At 66.5% G+C, this 13,737-nt stretch carries 12 protein-coding genes and 2 pseudogenes; 8 read left to right on the top strand and 6 right to left on the bottom strand.

The window, feature by feature from the left end; translation table 11 throughout:
- Positions 1-46: 46 nt before the first annotated feature.
- The 3 genes and pseudogenes from ABD210_RS32510 to ABD210_RS20680 all read left to right on the top strand — a co-directional run.
- Positions 47-400, top strand: a pseudogene (locus ABD210_RS32510) (carbohydrate kinase family protein); the annotation flags it as partial.
- Positions 401-565: 165 nt separating this feature from the next.
- The gene (locus ABD210_RS20685) at positions 566-823 is read left to right on the top strand and encodes a PfkB family carbohydrate kinase (protein ID WP_344113468.1); all 258 of its coding nucleotides are present in this window, start codon (positions 566-568) and stop codon (positions 821-823) included.
- Complete coding sequence (locus ABD210_RS20680) at positions 816-1,754, top strand: pseudouridine-5'-phosphate glycosidase (protein WP_344113467.1); 939 nt, start codon at positions 816-818, stop codon at positions 1,752-1,754. Before ABD210_RS20685 ends, ABD210_RS20680 begins: the two co-directional genes overlap by 8 nt.
- Positions 1,755-1,807: 53 nt before the next feature.
- Here ABD210_RS20680 and infA read toward each other — a convergent pair whose 3' ends face one another.
- Both infA and ABD210_RS20670 read right to left on the bottom strand, forming a co-directional pair.
- Entirely contained in the window at positions 1,808-2,032 is a 225-nt protein-coding gene (gene infA / locus ABD210_RS20675) for a translation initiation factor IF-1 (protein ID WP_344113465.1), read from the bottom strand.
- A 2-nt stretch (positions 2,033-2,034) separates the two neighbouring features.
- Positions 2,035-2,835, bottom strand: a complete 801-nt coding sequence (locus ABD210_RS20670; protein WP_344113464.1) for a GNAT family N-acetyltransferase — start codon at positions 2,833-2,835, stop codon at positions 2,035-2,037.
- A 338-nt stretch (positions 2,836-3,173) separates the two neighbouring features.
- Between ABD210_RS20670 and ABD210_RS20665 the strand changes: the two genes are divergently transcribed.
- Positions 3,174-3,773, top strand: a complete 600-nt coding sequence (locus ABD210_RS20665; RefSeq protein ID WP_344113463.1) for a hypothetical protein — start codon at positions 3,174-3,176, stop codon at positions 3,771-3,773.
- A gap of 51 nt (positions 3,774-3,824) precedes the next feature.
- On the opposite strand, the gene ABD210_RS20660 is transcribed toward ABD210_RS20665, so the two are convergent.
- The 4 genes from ABD210_RS20660 to ABD210_RS20645 form a co-directional block, all read right to left on the bottom strand.
- Positions 3,825-7,385: a choice-of-anchor D domain-containing protein gene (locus tag ABD210_RS20660; RefSeq protein ID WP_344113462.1), complete on the bottom strand. Its 3,561-nt coding sequence runs from the start codon at positions 7,383-7,385 to the stop codon at positions 3,825-3,827.
- A gap of 232 nt (positions 7,386-7,617) precedes the next feature.
- On the bottom strand, positions 7,618-8,364 hold the full coding sequence (locus tag ABD210_RS20655; RefSeq protein ID WP_344113461.1) for a DUF2461 family protein: 747 nt from the start codon (positions 8,362-8,364) through the stop codon (positions 7,618-7,620).
- A gap of 210 nt (positions 8,365-8,574) precedes the next feature.
- The gene (locus ABD210_RS20650) at positions 8,575-9,402 is read right to left on the bottom strand and encodes an aldo/keto reductase (RefSeq protein ID WP_344113460.1); all 828 of its coding nucleotides are present in this window, start codon (positions 9,400-9,402) and stop codon (positions 8,575-8,577) included.
- Between the two features lie 86 nt (positions 9,403-9,488).
- On the bottom strand, positions 9,489-10,766 hold the full coding sequence (locus ABD210_RS20645; RefSeq protein WP_344113458.1) for an aspartate aminotransferase family protein: 1,278 nt from the start codon (positions 10,764-10,766) through the stop codon (positions 9,489-9,491).
- An 87-nt stretch (positions 10,767-10,853) separates the two neighbouring features.
- Between ABD210_RS20645 and ABD210_RS20640 the strand changes: the two genes are divergently transcribed.
- The 4 genes and pseudogenes from ABD210_RS20640 to ABD210_RS20625 all read left to right on the top strand — a co-directional run bounded on the left by ABD210_RS20640 (position 10,854) and on the right by ABD210_RS20625 (position 13,721).
- Positions 10,854-11,750, top strand: coding sequence for a LysR family transcriptional regulator (locus ABD210_RS20640; RefSeq protein WP_344113456.1), 897 nt, complete (start codon positions 10,854-10,856; stop codon positions 11,748-11,750).
- A 152-nt stretch (positions 11,751-11,902) separates the two neighbouring features.
- Positions 11,903-12,013, top strand: a pseudogene (locus tag ABD210_RS32505) (Mu transposase domain-containing protein); the annotation flags it as partial.
- Positions 12,014-12,144: 131 nt separating this feature from the next.
- Positions 12,145-12,624: an SsrA-binding protein SmpB gene (gene smpB, locus ABD210_RS20630; protein WP_344113454.1), complete on the top strand. Its 480-nt coding sequence runs from the start codon at positions 12,145-12,147 to the stop codon at positions 12,622-12,624.
- A gap of 587 nt (positions 12,625-13,211) precedes the next feature.
- Entirely contained in the window at positions 13,212-13,721 is a 510-nt protein-coding gene (locus tag ABD210_RS20625; RefSeq protein ID WP_344113452.1) for a pyridoxamine 5'-phosphate oxidase family protein, read from the top strand.
- Positions 13,722-13,737: the final 16 nt, after the last annotated feature.

The following is a 13,737-nucleotide window of genomic DNA, read 5'->3' as shown; positions in this document are numbered from 1 at the left end:
TGGCCGGGGCGGTTCTCAGGCAGTCGCCGCGACCACAGATCGCACCGTGCGAGGCTGGACCAAGCTGGTTTGTCGAGCACATCCAGCAGGCCCGAACCGGAGGGTGACCGTGACTGCCGAGTCAGCACCGAATCACCGCGCGCTTGTGTGCATCGGCGACCTGGTTGAAGACATCGTCGTCTGGTCGGACGGTCCGCCGCGGTCCGGAACGGACAACCCGGCGCGAATCCACCGCGCCCGTGGCGGCGCAGCCTCCAACGTTGCCGCATTTGCGAGCAGCCTCGGTACTTCGACCCGGTTCGTCGGCCGGGTCGGAGACGACCCTGTCGGCGAGAGCCTTGTGCGGGACCTAGCCATGGCAGGGGTCGACACCAGGGTCCAGAGACAGGGACGAACTGGCACCATCGTCATCCTCGATGCTTCTTCGGTCGATCTCATCGACTCTGTCGGACCCGCGACCTTCTGTGCCTTGATCAGAACACTGCAGCCCAGGTACGTCTTCGCGAACGGAACCGAAGCTGACACTGGTTCCCTCCGAGAGCTCGCCAGTCCTTGCACGACGGTTGTGGTCAAGAACGGCATGGAACCCACCGAGGTTCATTTCACCGACAACAGGTCGGCAACCGTGCGGGTGCCCCCGGTCGAGGACGTGCGTGATACGACCGGCGCCGGCGACGCCTTTGCGGCGGGCTTCCTCTCCGCCATCCTCGACAACGCCGAGGACCTCGAGGCAGTCGAAGCCGGCCACGATCTCGCCAGAAGAGTCCTCACCGAAGCTGGCGCCACCCTGACCACTGACGAAATGGGAGTTGTTCGTGACTGACGATGCCAAGGCTGTCCGGCCGATCTTGTCTGATGACGTGGCTCAAGCTCTGGCCGGAGGTGGAGCGGTCGTCGCGCTCGAGTCGACCATCTTCTCGAATCTCGGGCTGCCCGCCCCCGCGAACGCCGAGGCACTCGAACTCTGCAAGCAAGCAGTCCACGACCAGGGCGCCACCGCGGCCGTGGTCGCGATACTCGACGGCCGGCCACATGTCGGCCTCTCGCAGGACGATGAGCGGAGAGTGCTGCAGGGCACGCGGAAGGTCGCCGAGCGGGATCTCGCGGTGGCACAAGCACAAGGATGGGACGTCGGCGTCACCACGGTCTCGGCCACGGTCGCTCTGGCCCACGCGGTGGGGATCTCGGTATTTGCCACAGGTGGCATTGGAGGGGTCCACCGCGGATCAGAACTCAGCGGTGACATCTCGGCCGACCTCGACGCCATCGCCAACCACCCGGTCATCACCGTCTGCGCCGGCGCCAAGGCATTCCTCGACCTACCGCGAACTCTGGAGTACCTCGAGACTGTCGGCGTACCGGTTCTGGGCTGGCACCACGACTGGTTCCCGGCCTTCTACACGCGATCGAGCGGTTTGCCGGTTCCTCACCGGGTCGACGACGAACAAGTCGTCTGCGACGTACTCCGCCTCCGAGCCCGGCCGGCCACCGGTGTTCTGCTAACTGTCCCGATCCCCGTCGAAGACGAGATCCCAGAGTCCCGCATCGACGCCGTACTCACCGCCGCCCTGGACTCGAGCGCTCGTGCGGGAGTCACCGGCCCCGCCGTCACGCCGTACATCCTCGAACGAATCGAGAAGGAAACAGAGGGCCAGAGCGTCCCAGCAAACCTCGCCCTAGCCCGAAACAACGCCGCGGTCGCGGCCCGCATAGCCGTCGCACTTGTGTCCGCCGCACCGCCACCCGCCCAGTGACCGACCTCGCGCGCTCGGCAGCGGGGAGCACTGCCGAGTGCGGTGGCGGTGGGTCAGGTTCGGTAGCGGAAGATGATCCGGCCCCTGGTGAGGTCGTAGGGGCTGAGCTCCACCAGAACGCGGTCCTCGGGGAGGATCTTGATGTAGTTCTTCCGGACCTTTCCACTGATGTGGGCGAGGACCTTGTGGCCGTTGGTGAGCTCGACCCGGAAGTTGGCGTTGCGAAGGCACTCGACGACGATGCCTTCGACCTCGATGCCGCCTGCTGTCCTGGCCATCGTTATGCCTTTCCCTGACGGCGGACCAGTTCCAGGTTGCTCCCAGTACGACGAGCGCCGAGCCCCTCGAACAGCGCCATCGCGGCCACGTTGGCCTCATTGACCTCGGCCGAAGCCGTTTCGACCCCCGAGCGGTGCAGCCCACCAAGCACCTGACTCAGCAGAGCCCGGGCGATACCGCGACGCTGCTCGTTGGCCAGGACCGCGACCAGCCCGATTCGCGGCCGGCGGGTCATCGTCGCCAGCCGGACCAGGCCGACGTACTGATCGCGCAGTACCGCGACTGTGTACTTCGAAGGGTCCATCGGCCTCGTCCCGCCTTGCCAGGGCAGCACCTCCGCCGGCATCGTCTGCCAACCGACACTGGCCTCGACCTCGGCGCGAATCGCCTGGTCCAGCTCGCGAAGCGGATCCTCGGCAACCTCACCGGCGGTCGCGATCACCACCCCTGGCGGCAGAGGCGCCGGACCGACCCGCAGATCTGTCGGTACGACGAACTCCCACTCGCGGCGCCAACTCGCGAATCCGGCCCGTTCCCAGCTGGCCGCCAGGTCTTGATCGGTCTCGTCGACCACCGTGTACAGCGGTTCCGGCCGGTCGGCCACCATCGCGCCGGCGAGCAGGTCGAAGACCGCGCCGCGCCAGGTGTCGATACTGAGGAAGGTGCGGCCGTCGAGCCGGCGCGAAGCGTGACCGCGGCCGACCACCAGGTCGTTCTCCACCGCGTGCCACTGGTTGTCCGCGACGCGCGAGATCGTCACTGCGTGGGCGCCAAGGCCCGGAGTGAAAGGCAAAGAGTTCATAGGTGTGTTCCTTTCGGGAGTGCCGAACTTCTCGAGGCGCTCCCGGCGACACCTACGTCAATCGCCCGCCCGTGACCACGGGGAAGGGAGCACCCACTGCGCTACAGCGTTCATGGGGTCTCACCTCCAAGCGTGATGTCACGGACCACGGCACGGTACCAACCCGGCCACCGTGCCTGCCAGCCATTTTACGGCTGGCCTAGAGCTCAGGGTCGTGACGAAACATCGCCCATCACTCCAAATCCCCTGACCGCGGTGATCGCGGTGTTGAGCTTCGCGTACTGCTCCTGAGGGGGCGGTTTTCGCCGATCGGAGGTTGCCCGGTTAGGGTCTCCACAATGTCCACTTTCGATGTCGCCGCACCAGACCACGAACTGCCGGATGTAGAGGAACGCGCTTGGCGCGATGTGTCCGATGTCGGCGTCGCCACCGCGCGGATCGAGTGGGCGGGCGCCGCGCGGGAGATACTGCTCGCCGCAGCCAAGAAGTATCAGGCGCTCGTGCAGCACAAGGACATCGCCACCGGCGTACAGGAGCTGACCGGCATCCGCACCAAGCAGCCGGCCCGGCAGTGGATCGGTGGCGTGCTCGCCGAGGTGTCCGCGGAGAGCCTGCGGCGGGGTGAGCCGATGTTGTCGGCGCTCTGCGTCAACCCCGACGAGAGCGTCTTCGACGGGTACGCCGCAATCGTGGGTGCAGCAACAGGTACCACTCCCCCGGACGCGGATGTACATGCCTCCCACGAGCGCCTCGCCAGCTACCGTCACTTCGAGGCGGCCGGCCTGCCGGCCGGTGGTGGCAGCGTGATGATCCCGCCGAAGCTCGGCGCCGCCCGGGCGCGAGCCCGCAAGGCCGCGATCGCCGAGCGTCCGATCAACAAGTGCCCGATCTGCAACCTGCAGACCCCAGCCAACGGGATCTGCGACACCTGCGACTGAAACCTCGCCGGCCGGTACGACTAGTTCGTCGTACCGGCCGCCTGTTCTTGACTATGAGTTCCAGACCTGGAACTCGGAGAGCTGGCCCGCCGCCCAACCCGTGTTCGCCGTGATGTTCAGCCGAACGTAGCGCGTGGTCGTCGTGGCGAAGGTGATGGTTACCGTGTTGTTGCTGCCAGGGGCGAAGGAATAGCCCGCGGAACCGACGATCGTGCTGAAGGTCGTGCCGTCGGTGCTGCCGAGGACAGACAGCGTCTCGGTGCGCGCGCCCCAGGAGGCGGGCAGTTGCAAGACGATCCGGCTGGCGCTGTTGGCAGAGCCGAGGTCGACCTGTACCCATTGCGGGAAGGCGTTGTTCGCGCTCTCCCAGTACGTCGCCTGGTTGCCGTCGGTCACGTTGCTCGACTGGTAGACGTCCACGTGGCTGGACTCGCTGGTGGGCTTGCCCGCGGCGAGGTTGGTACTCGTGGCGCCGGCGCCGGTGCCGGACAGGGCGACGGTGGTCGGGCTGTTGGTCGCATTGCTGTTGATCGCCAACGTACCCGTGCGGGTCCCGGACGCGGTCGGCCGGAAGCTGACGTTGACCGTGCAGGAGGCGTTGACCGCGATGCTGGTGCAGTTGTTGGTCTGCGTGTAGTCACCCGAGGCCGTGACGCTCGAGACCGAGGCGGCCAGGCTGCCTGTGTTGGTCACGGTGATCGCCCGGGCGGCACTTGTCGTGTTCAGCGTCTGCGACCCGAAGGTGAGCGAGGACGGGCTGGTACTCAATATCGGAGCGTTGATCGGGGTGCCACCGCTCGGGTACACCTCGAACTCCGACACCTGCCCGGCAGGCCAACCACTGTTCGCGGTGATGTTGACCCGCACATAGCGGGCGTTGGTTGCCGGAACGGTGATGTTCACGACATTGGTGGGCGACGTGAACGTGTACGTCGCGGACGCGACTGCTGTGCTGAAGGTGGATCCATCGGTGCTCGTCTGGACCGACAACGTCTGCGTGCGCGTGCCCCACGCCGTAGTCGGCGGCAGCTTCAGCGTCACCTTGCCGACGCTGCGTACTGCTCCGAGGTCCACCTGCAGCCACTGCGGGAAGGTGTTGTTGACACTTTCCCAATAGGTGTTCGCGTCGCCGTCCGTTGCCAGCGCAGGGGTCTGCGTGCCGTTGACCTGGCTGCTCGCCGAGGCCGGCTTCCCACGGGCGAGGTTGGTGTCGGTCCCGATGCCGTTGCCCGTCAGGGAGATCGAGGTCGGGCTGTTGGTGGCGTTGCTGGTCACCGTCACGCCGCCGGTACGCGCTCCCGACGCAGTCGGCCTGAACGTGACCGTGACCGTGCAGGACGCGCCGACCGCGATCGTCGCGCAGTTGTTCGTCTGACTGAAGTCGCCCGAGGCGGACACACCGGACACGGTCGCCGACGTCGTACCCGAGTTGGTCACCGTGACGGCCTGAGTCGGCGAGGAACCTCCTGCCTGGGTGTCCGGGAAGGAGAGGCTGCCTGGGTTCGGGGTGAGAATCGGCCCGGGTGCGACGCCCGTGCCCGAGAGCGGGACGGTGCTGGTGACACCGGCGGCGGTGACGGTCAGGTTTCCGGTGCGACTGCCCGCCGCTGTGGGACTGAAGGTGACGTTGGCCGTGCACGAGGCGCCGGCCGCGATGCTGGTGCCGCAGTTGTTGGTCTGACCGTAGTCACCGCTGATCGCGACGGAGCTGACCGGTGCCGCCGCGGTGCCGCTGTTCGTGACGGTGACGGCCTGCGGCGCGCTCGACGAACCGGTCGCGACGGAGCCGAAGCTGAGCGCGGTCGGGCTGATCGAGATCTGCGATCCGTTGTCCGGTAGGTACGGCGGGAACGCCGGCGCAGTGATGTTCTGACACACCCCAGGACCGAAGATGCCCGAGTTGCCGCCGCCGTCGGTGAGCGTGAAGCCGACGCCACAGCTGTAGATCGGTCCGGGCGCCTGGGTACCGGTGGCGGTGCTGTTGGTGATGGTCGCCGAGCCGCCGACCTGCTCCTGGACCACCCAGGTTCCGGTGTTCTGGATCGTGGCGTTGTTGATTTTGACATTGCTGATGTTGGAGCCCGACACGAATTGGATGGCCTCGAAGGGACTCTGCTGGATGAGGATGTTGTCGACGTTGGTCAGGCCGGACATCGCACCGTCCCGCGCGTCGAACCACAGTGCCCCGACCCCGAACTGCCAGTTGGGGTCCAGGCCCCCCGACCGGATGATCGTGTTGCGCAGAACGTCCGTGCGCCCCAGCGCCGTCGAGTTGAACCGCTGCGCGACGTGGATTCCACCGCCCTGTGTGAGGCCGGCGTCGATCACCCGGTTGTCGGTGACGAAGTTGTCGTGGCCGCCGTAGATGGCGATGCCGTTGGCAAGGATCGGGTACTGCACCGTGTTGTGGTCGAACGAGTCTCCTGCGTCGGCGTTCTGCTCCGACCAGGTCGCCAGGCCGTCATCACCGAGGTTGCGCAGATCGCTGTTCGTGACCTTGGAGTTGGTGACGCCGTTGTGGAAGTTCACACCGTCGGCCGTCACGTTGCGGATCCGCATGCCGTTGAAGACGAGGTTGGTGAACGGGCCGTCCATCCAGGCGCCGACCTTCTCGTGCTCGATCCACAGCCGGTCCACGGTGGAGTTGTTCAGCGCGCCACCGATGCCGTTCACCTGGGCGCCGTCGTTTCGCTCCTGGACGTCGCCGAAGATGGCGAAGTCCGACAGGTGTACGCCGCTGCTGCCGTTGGGAGCATAGTTGCCGTAGAACCCGGGCGCCGCGCCTACGACTGTCGAGCGCCACATGCCCGCGCCCTTGAAGGTGATGTTGTTCAGGATCAGGTGACCCGGGATCTTGAACGTCCCCTCTGGAATCCACACGGTGCCTCCGGCGCCGGCCGCGGTCATCGCCGAGTTGAACGCCGCCGTGGAGTCCGCGGCGCCCGTCGGGTCGGCGCCCTTGCTGGTCACCGAGACCGAGCCGGCCGGCTGGGTCAGAGCGCCCGCGACGTTCTCGAAGTCGGCGAAGTCGATCGTGTACGACGAAGCGGTGTCCTCGGCGTCGACCTGCAGCCGGAACTTCGTGCCGGCCGGGTAGGTGGTCGGGAACAGCCGGTGGACCTCATCGTAGAAGTGGTGCGGGTTGCTCCCCGGCGAGTTCGTGAACGGGTAGCCGCCGTAGTACCAGCTGTACGCGTTGGTAAGGGTGAAGTTGGGTGCCTTGGTCCCGTTGATGTAGAGCGACAGCTGCGGCGTGTAGACGGACCCGGACCCGGTGTCCGGAATGCTGTAGCGGAAGACGATGGAGTTCGTCGCCGAGGGCGTCGTGAACTCGACGAACTTGCCGGTGCCCTGCAAGGTCACTGCCTTGCGATAGGACGACTCGGCGGCAAGCGTGTTGTAGTCGGCGCTCGGGCCGATGACCGTCCCATTGGTGGACGAGTTCTCGGCCTGCACCTCAACGTACGGCAGGGTGGCGCCGACACCGCCGGACGCAGCGGCCCACGCCGGTACGGCCGCCACGACGGCAAGACTGGCGGCGACCAGCGCGCCACAGGCGGCGAGCGCGCCGACGCGGGCACTCCCACTCCAGGATTTGATTGACCGGAACATGCGCTGCTCTCTCTCGACAGGGGGCGGACAGTCGATCGCACAGTCCTGATGGACCGCGGCGCGGTGGAACCAGGTGGTGATGGGGTGCGGTGCTCAATCGCGGAGCGGTAGGGACGGTGGTGGCCAGACCGTAACCTGGCAGACACATCCATGCAATATCTGGATTGATTTTTGCAAGAAATGGACTCACCTGCACTCAGGCGGTCAGCCACCGGCGGGGTGGGAAACGGCGTCAGGGTCGGGTCGGTGACAGGTTCTCAACCAGCCATCGAGCCAGCGGGCGCACCTGGGAAAATGCGGAGACCACTCGGTCGGCCGCGGCAGGTGTGTGAATCCAGTCGTCACAGCCGAGTGGCCGGGTTGCGATGACTGACCGATGCCTCAGCAGCTGCGCCCGCGGGTGATCAGCCGGATACCCTCGCAGCGGCCGCTTCAGCAGGTCACCCGAGATCTCGAACCCCTCCCGCTCGAGCTTCCGGACGATGCCGGTCAGCCGCCGCCCGGAACCGGAAGCCGCCACCGCTGCCCGGTACCGCTCGATCTGCACCGCCGGCGCGTACCACCACGCCACGCCGATCTCCAGACCGTCGAGATCGAACCGGATACCCAGTTCGACGTTCCGAGCCAGCCGAACAATCGCGTGCTGCCGCTGCCATGCCTCCACCAACACGTCACCGTAGCCCCAGACTGAGAAGTCCTCGTACTCGGAATCCGCGTCAGCCACCGCATTGAGCAGCTCGATCATCGGACGGCGAACCAGCTCCTCCCGGTCTCTCCTGCATCGTCGCCTGACATCAGCGGAAGGATCACCGTCAAGCTGGAGCAGCACATCGAAGGCGGCCCGCGGCCACCCTTCGAAATCACCGATCACGACTGACAGCCTAGCGAGCTCGCGCAGCGGCAACCCCTCCTCCTTGCTCAGCATCACGGCGGCTATCAACTTGCGGAAGTCGGAGTGGGTCGTCAGCGCGAATGGCAACGAGCTTCTCGTCTCGTTGCTGGACGCCAAGTACGCCGTCGATCGCGGCGTTCACCTCCGCCTGCGGTTGCCCTCGGTCGTACTCCTGACTCGGACCACTGCGCTGAGTCCAGTCGACGCCCCCGGCGGTTCCCTCCAGCTCAGTTGACAAGAACCACCTTCATCGCTGACTTCTCGTGCGGATTCCCGGTGAGGCGGACCCGCCAACCATCACCACCACTTACCGCGCCGGGAGAGCGCGTCGGGAGTCTGGCCGGTGGTGTCGAGGGCGTCCAGGGCGGAGACGGACGCTGCGTCGAGTTCGAAGTCCAAGACGTTGAAGTTCTCGTCGATGCGTTCGCGGTGGGTTGACTTGGGGACGACCGAGAGTCCCTTCTGGATCGCCCACCTGATCAGGACCTGAGCCGGTGTACGTCCAGTGGCAGACGCGATCCGCTCGACGACTGGATCCCTGAGGTGCCGCCCGGTTCCCAGTGGGCTGTATGCCTGTGCGACCACGCCCGCGTCCTCACACGCGTCGACCAGGGCCCGGCGATACTCGAACGGGCTGAACTGGATCTGATTGACCGCCGGCTGGATCTGGCTCGTCTTCAAGACCTCATGGAGCTCTGCGGCGCTGAAGTTCGAAACTCCGATGCCCCTCGCCAGGCCGGCCTCACTCGCCCTCTCCATCCCGGGCCAGGCCCACGTCGGCCCTCCCTGCGGCCAGTGGATGAGGTAGAGGTCGACGTACTCGGTGCCGAGCCGCTCCACGCTCTTCTCTGCCTCGGCCAGCGGGTCCTGGCTTCCCGGGTAGAACTTCGTGGTGAGGAAGATTTCCTCTCGGGGGATGCCGCTGCTCCGGATCGCTCGCCCCACACTGGACTCATTCCGGTACGCCTGCGCCGTGTCTATCAGCCGGTAGCCCCTCTCGAGCGCCCAGGCGACCGCCCGCTCACATTCCGGGCCGTCCTCCACCTGCCAGACCCCCAGGCCCAGCATCGGGATCTCCGCACCATTCGAGAGCGTTCGGGTCAACTGAGAGCTGTTCGCAGTCATGCACTCCCTTCTACCACGTCAGTCGGTGAACGCGTTGCGTATCAGTGAATCCGGCCACGGGCCGCGAGACACCCCCTCGGTCAGAGTCAGGCGATGTCGGCCAGGGCCCGGTCCAGGATCTCCAGCCCGAGGGACAGCTCATCTTCGGTGGCGGTCAGGGGCGGTGCGATCCGGAACACTCCGCCCATGCCGGGAAGCTGGACGATGTTCATGTGCAGCCCCAGTTCGAGGCAGCGCCGGGTCACGCGGGCTCCCAGCTGGTCGGCGCCGTTCGCGACCAACTCCAGGCCGACCAACAGACCCCGGCCGCGGATGTCACCGACGATGGGATGCCGGTCGGCCAGCGTGTCGAGTCCCTGCCGGAGGAACACCCCCAGTTTTGCGGACCGTTCGTCGAGCCGGTGCCGGATCAGGACGTCGAGGACGGTGTTGCCGACGGCCGCGACCAGCGGATCCGAGACGTGGGTTGTGAAGAAGAGGTAGTCGCGGTCGTGGGCGGCCGCCTCGATCTCGGCGCTGGTGATCACGGCGGCGATCGGGAGACCTGCCCCGAGCGTCTTGGACAGCGTAAGGATGTCCGGTACGACGCCGTCTCGCTCGAAGGCATACCAGCTTCCGGTTCGGCAGAGCCCGGTCTGCGCCTCGTCGATGATCAGCAGCATCTCCCGCTCGCGGCACTTCTGCTGCAGCGCGGAGAGGTAGCCGGCGGGTGGTTCAAGGATCCCACCGGAGCTCAGGATCGGCTCCACGATGCACGCGGCGAGGCTGCCGACGGACTGGGCGTCGATCAGGTCGAAGCCGAAGTCCAGTTGCCGTTGCCAGTCGAGTTCGCCGTCGGCGTCGGTGAAATCGGGCCGGTATGTGTTGGGCGCCGGGATGGCGAAGTTGCCCGGCCCGGCGGGCCCGTAGCCCTTCCGGCCGGCACTGTACGTGGCGTTGGCCGCCGCCTGGGTCATGCCGTGCCAGGACCGGGCGAACGAGACGATCTCGTGTTTCCCGGTGACCAGCTTGGCCATCCGGATCGCGGCCTCGTTCGACTCCGCGCCGGTCGTCAGCAGCAGCACCTTCTCCAGCGGCTCGGGAAGAGTGTCGGCGAGCCGACGGGCCAGATCGACGACCGGGCGGCTCAGCATCCCGCTGAACAAGTGGTCGAGGATGCCGATCTGGCGCTGGACCGTAGCAACGATCTCGGGATGTGAGTGCCCGAGGATCGCGCTCATCTGGCCAGAGGTGAAGTCGAGGATCCGGCGACCGTCCTCGGTGAACAGGAAGCTGCCGGCCGCGCGGTCGATGATGTCGGGGCTGAACTCTCCGGGTCCCGCATAGCGAACCAGGTGCCGGTCGATGTCTGTCCAGATCGTCATGCACTCGACGCTAGAGTCCGTTCGAACATCACGTCCAGCACACATTTCCGCACTTGCTGTTCGGGAGATCCGTACAAGAATGCCGGTATGACGCTCAACCCCTGGCGGCTCGGGCTGCTGAACCAGCTGGCGGCCCACGGCACGATCCGCGCTGTCGCCGCGGCTCTCGATCTGAGCGCCTCGAGCGTGTCCCAGCAGCTCGCGTTGCTCGAAGCGGAGACCCGGACCAAGTTGCTGGAGCGCGCCGGGCGGCGGGTCCGGCTCACCCCGGCCGGGCTGATCCTGGCCCGCCGGGCGCAGGCGATCCTCGATCACATGGACGCGGTCGAGGACGAACTGCGGACTTTCGGGACGGAGCCGGCCGGGCAGGTCCGGCTCGGTGCGTTCCAGAGCTCGATCCACACCCTGGTCACACCCGCGGTGATCCGGCTGGCCCGGTCGTACCCACACCTCGAGATCCAGGTGCTGGAACTGGAGCCGCACGAGAGTCTGGCCGCGTTACGGAGCGGCGACGCCGATCTGATCATCACCACCACGGACTTCGTCGAGGAGCCACTCGGACCCGACCTCGATCTCGTCCCGCTGACCACCGACCTGATCGTGCTCGTCGTCCCACCCGAGCATCCGACCGCGGGCCGGGGACCGGCCGACCTCGCGGCCTTCGCCGACGAGCCGTGGGCGTTCGACAGACCCCAGTCCTACATGGCCAACCTGACCACCCGGCTCTGCCGCCAGGCCGGATTCGAGCCCAGGGTGGTCGGCCGGTTCAGCAACTACTCGACGCTGCTGCGGCACGTCGAGGCCGGCCTGTCGGTCGCGATGCTCCCCAGCCTTGCAGTGGATCCCCGCTACAGGGTCGCCACCCGGCCCCTCGTCGTACCGGTCCCCCGCGCGATCACCGCCGTCGTACGCCGAGGCGCCCCACCCCGGCCGGCCATTCTCACGGTGCTGGAGGCGCTCCGCCGAGTCGAACCAGAGCACTGACCAGCTGCACGTGTCCGAGGAGCGGACCGCAAGCTGCGCGGGTTCCTTCGCTCAGCCGTTGAGACTGACGTGTGTCACTAAGGTGCGTGTCCCTCGTCGGACGAGGTACTTGTCCACACGGTCGGACAATGGGCCGACCCCAACATCGAGGACGCGACTACTACGTCCGCCTCGACACCAATGACTACTCGGTCGACCCGACGCTGATCGGCCGGATGGTGGACGTGGCCGCAGACCTCGAGCGGGTGCGTGTCCGGGCAGAAGCCCTCGAAGATTGCGTCGGCGTCTCACAGCCGCTCGGCCAGGGCAGCCGGCTCGCCTCAGTTGGCACGCAGGTCGGGCTGTCGGGCTGTCGGGCTGCCGGGCTGTCGGGCTGTCGGGGCAGAATCACCGTGTGAAGAAGCCCGAGACCGACCCCGTGATCGCGCGCAACCGCAAGGCTGCCCACGACTACCATCTGGGCGAGTCCTGGGAGGCGGGGATCGTGCTGCAGGGTGCGGAGGTGAAGGCGCTCCGTGCCGGGCGGGCGTCCCTGGTCGGCGGCTTCGCCGCTGTCGAGGACCGGGAGATCTGGCTGCACGCCGTGCACATCCCGCAGTACTCCCAGGCCCGCTGGTTCAACGACGGCTCACGCCGCAAGCGGAAGCTGCTGCTGCATCGTGCCCAGATCGACAAGATCGAGCGCAAGGTCAACGAGAGCGGGCTGACGATCGTCCCGGTGACCCTCTACTTCAAGGACGGTCGCGCGAAGGTGGAGATCGCCCTGGCCCGCGGTAAGAAGACCTGGGACAAGCGGTACGCGCTCGCCGAGCGCGAGGCGAGCCGGGAGGCCGAGCGTGCGGTCAGCCGCCGGCTGAAGGGTCGCCCGGACTGATCAGCGGCCCCGACCAAGAGTGGGGACCTGGGACAGGTAGTCGGGGCCTTGAACACGTTATTTCGTGTCCGCGGTCCCTGGTTGGTGTTCAAGGTCGCCGCTTCGGGACCGCTGGCAGTCCGGGCCCGTCCCCGCAACATCACAAAGTCCGGCTGTACTTCTAGGACAGAGCACGGATCACGACCCCAACTCGCGCTCGTATATGCGCGCGGGAACAGCCGTGGGAACACCCAGGTGATCTCGCAGGCTCACAGAGCACAATGCGCGGAGTCTGCTGATGTGTCGCTGATGCCTGCAGCGTGCTCGGAGAGCCGCTGCTCGCTCGAACGTTCCTTCCTCGGCGATAGGAGCCATGGTCCTAAGGTGGCGCAGCTCGATGTCAGCCACGAGCCATAGCATCGCCCTTAGCGATCAATTCGATCGCAAACCATCGCTTTTCTCAATGTGCCACCGAACATAGTGTCATTGGTATGACGACGTACTGCACAGTCGGTTGGCTACCCGCGGCAGACCGTCCCGGCCGGCGCTTGGGACTCTCAAATCCTGGTCTTGGGCCTTAGCGGCGGCTACTCACCAAGGAGGTGTACATGGCGGAGTTGGAGCCGACTCCCGAGCAACTGTCCACCCCTCTCGGCACACCTCTGACAGCGCTCAACTGGGCGGACGTGCAGACGCGCGTGGCCAAGGCGGGCGACTTCCTGCTCGCAACTACCGACCCGGATGGGCGGCCGCACGTGGTGCCGGTGCTGGGTGTATGGCTCGAAGGAGCGGTCTGTTTCGTCACCTTCCGGCAGGCCCGCAAGGCCCGCAACCTCGCGCGGAACAACGGCTGCGCGGTCACGGTGCCAGGTCATGAGGTCGACTTGGTTATCGAAGGCGCCGCCCATCTCATTCGGAACGCAGCCCGACTACAGAAAGTTGCGGACCTGTTTTCGGCCAAGTATCCGTGGTGGCATCCGTTCGTCAGAGACGGCGAGTTCTACGATCCAGCCGACACCGCCCTCAATGATCCTCGGCACGTCTACACGGTCGAGCCGGCACAGGTGTTCGCCTTCGGTAAGGAGAACGGGTTCAGCGGTACCCGCTGGCGCTTCTAGATGCTCCGACCGCACT

The organism is Kribbella alba, assembly GCF_039529635.1.
Classification (GTDB): domain Bacteria; phylum Actinomycetota; class Actinomycetes; order Propionibacteriales; family Kribbellaceae; genus Kribbella; species Kribbella alba.
Note: the sequence above shows the minus strand (reverse complement) of the source record. Positions and strands in the feature narration are given on the sequence as shown.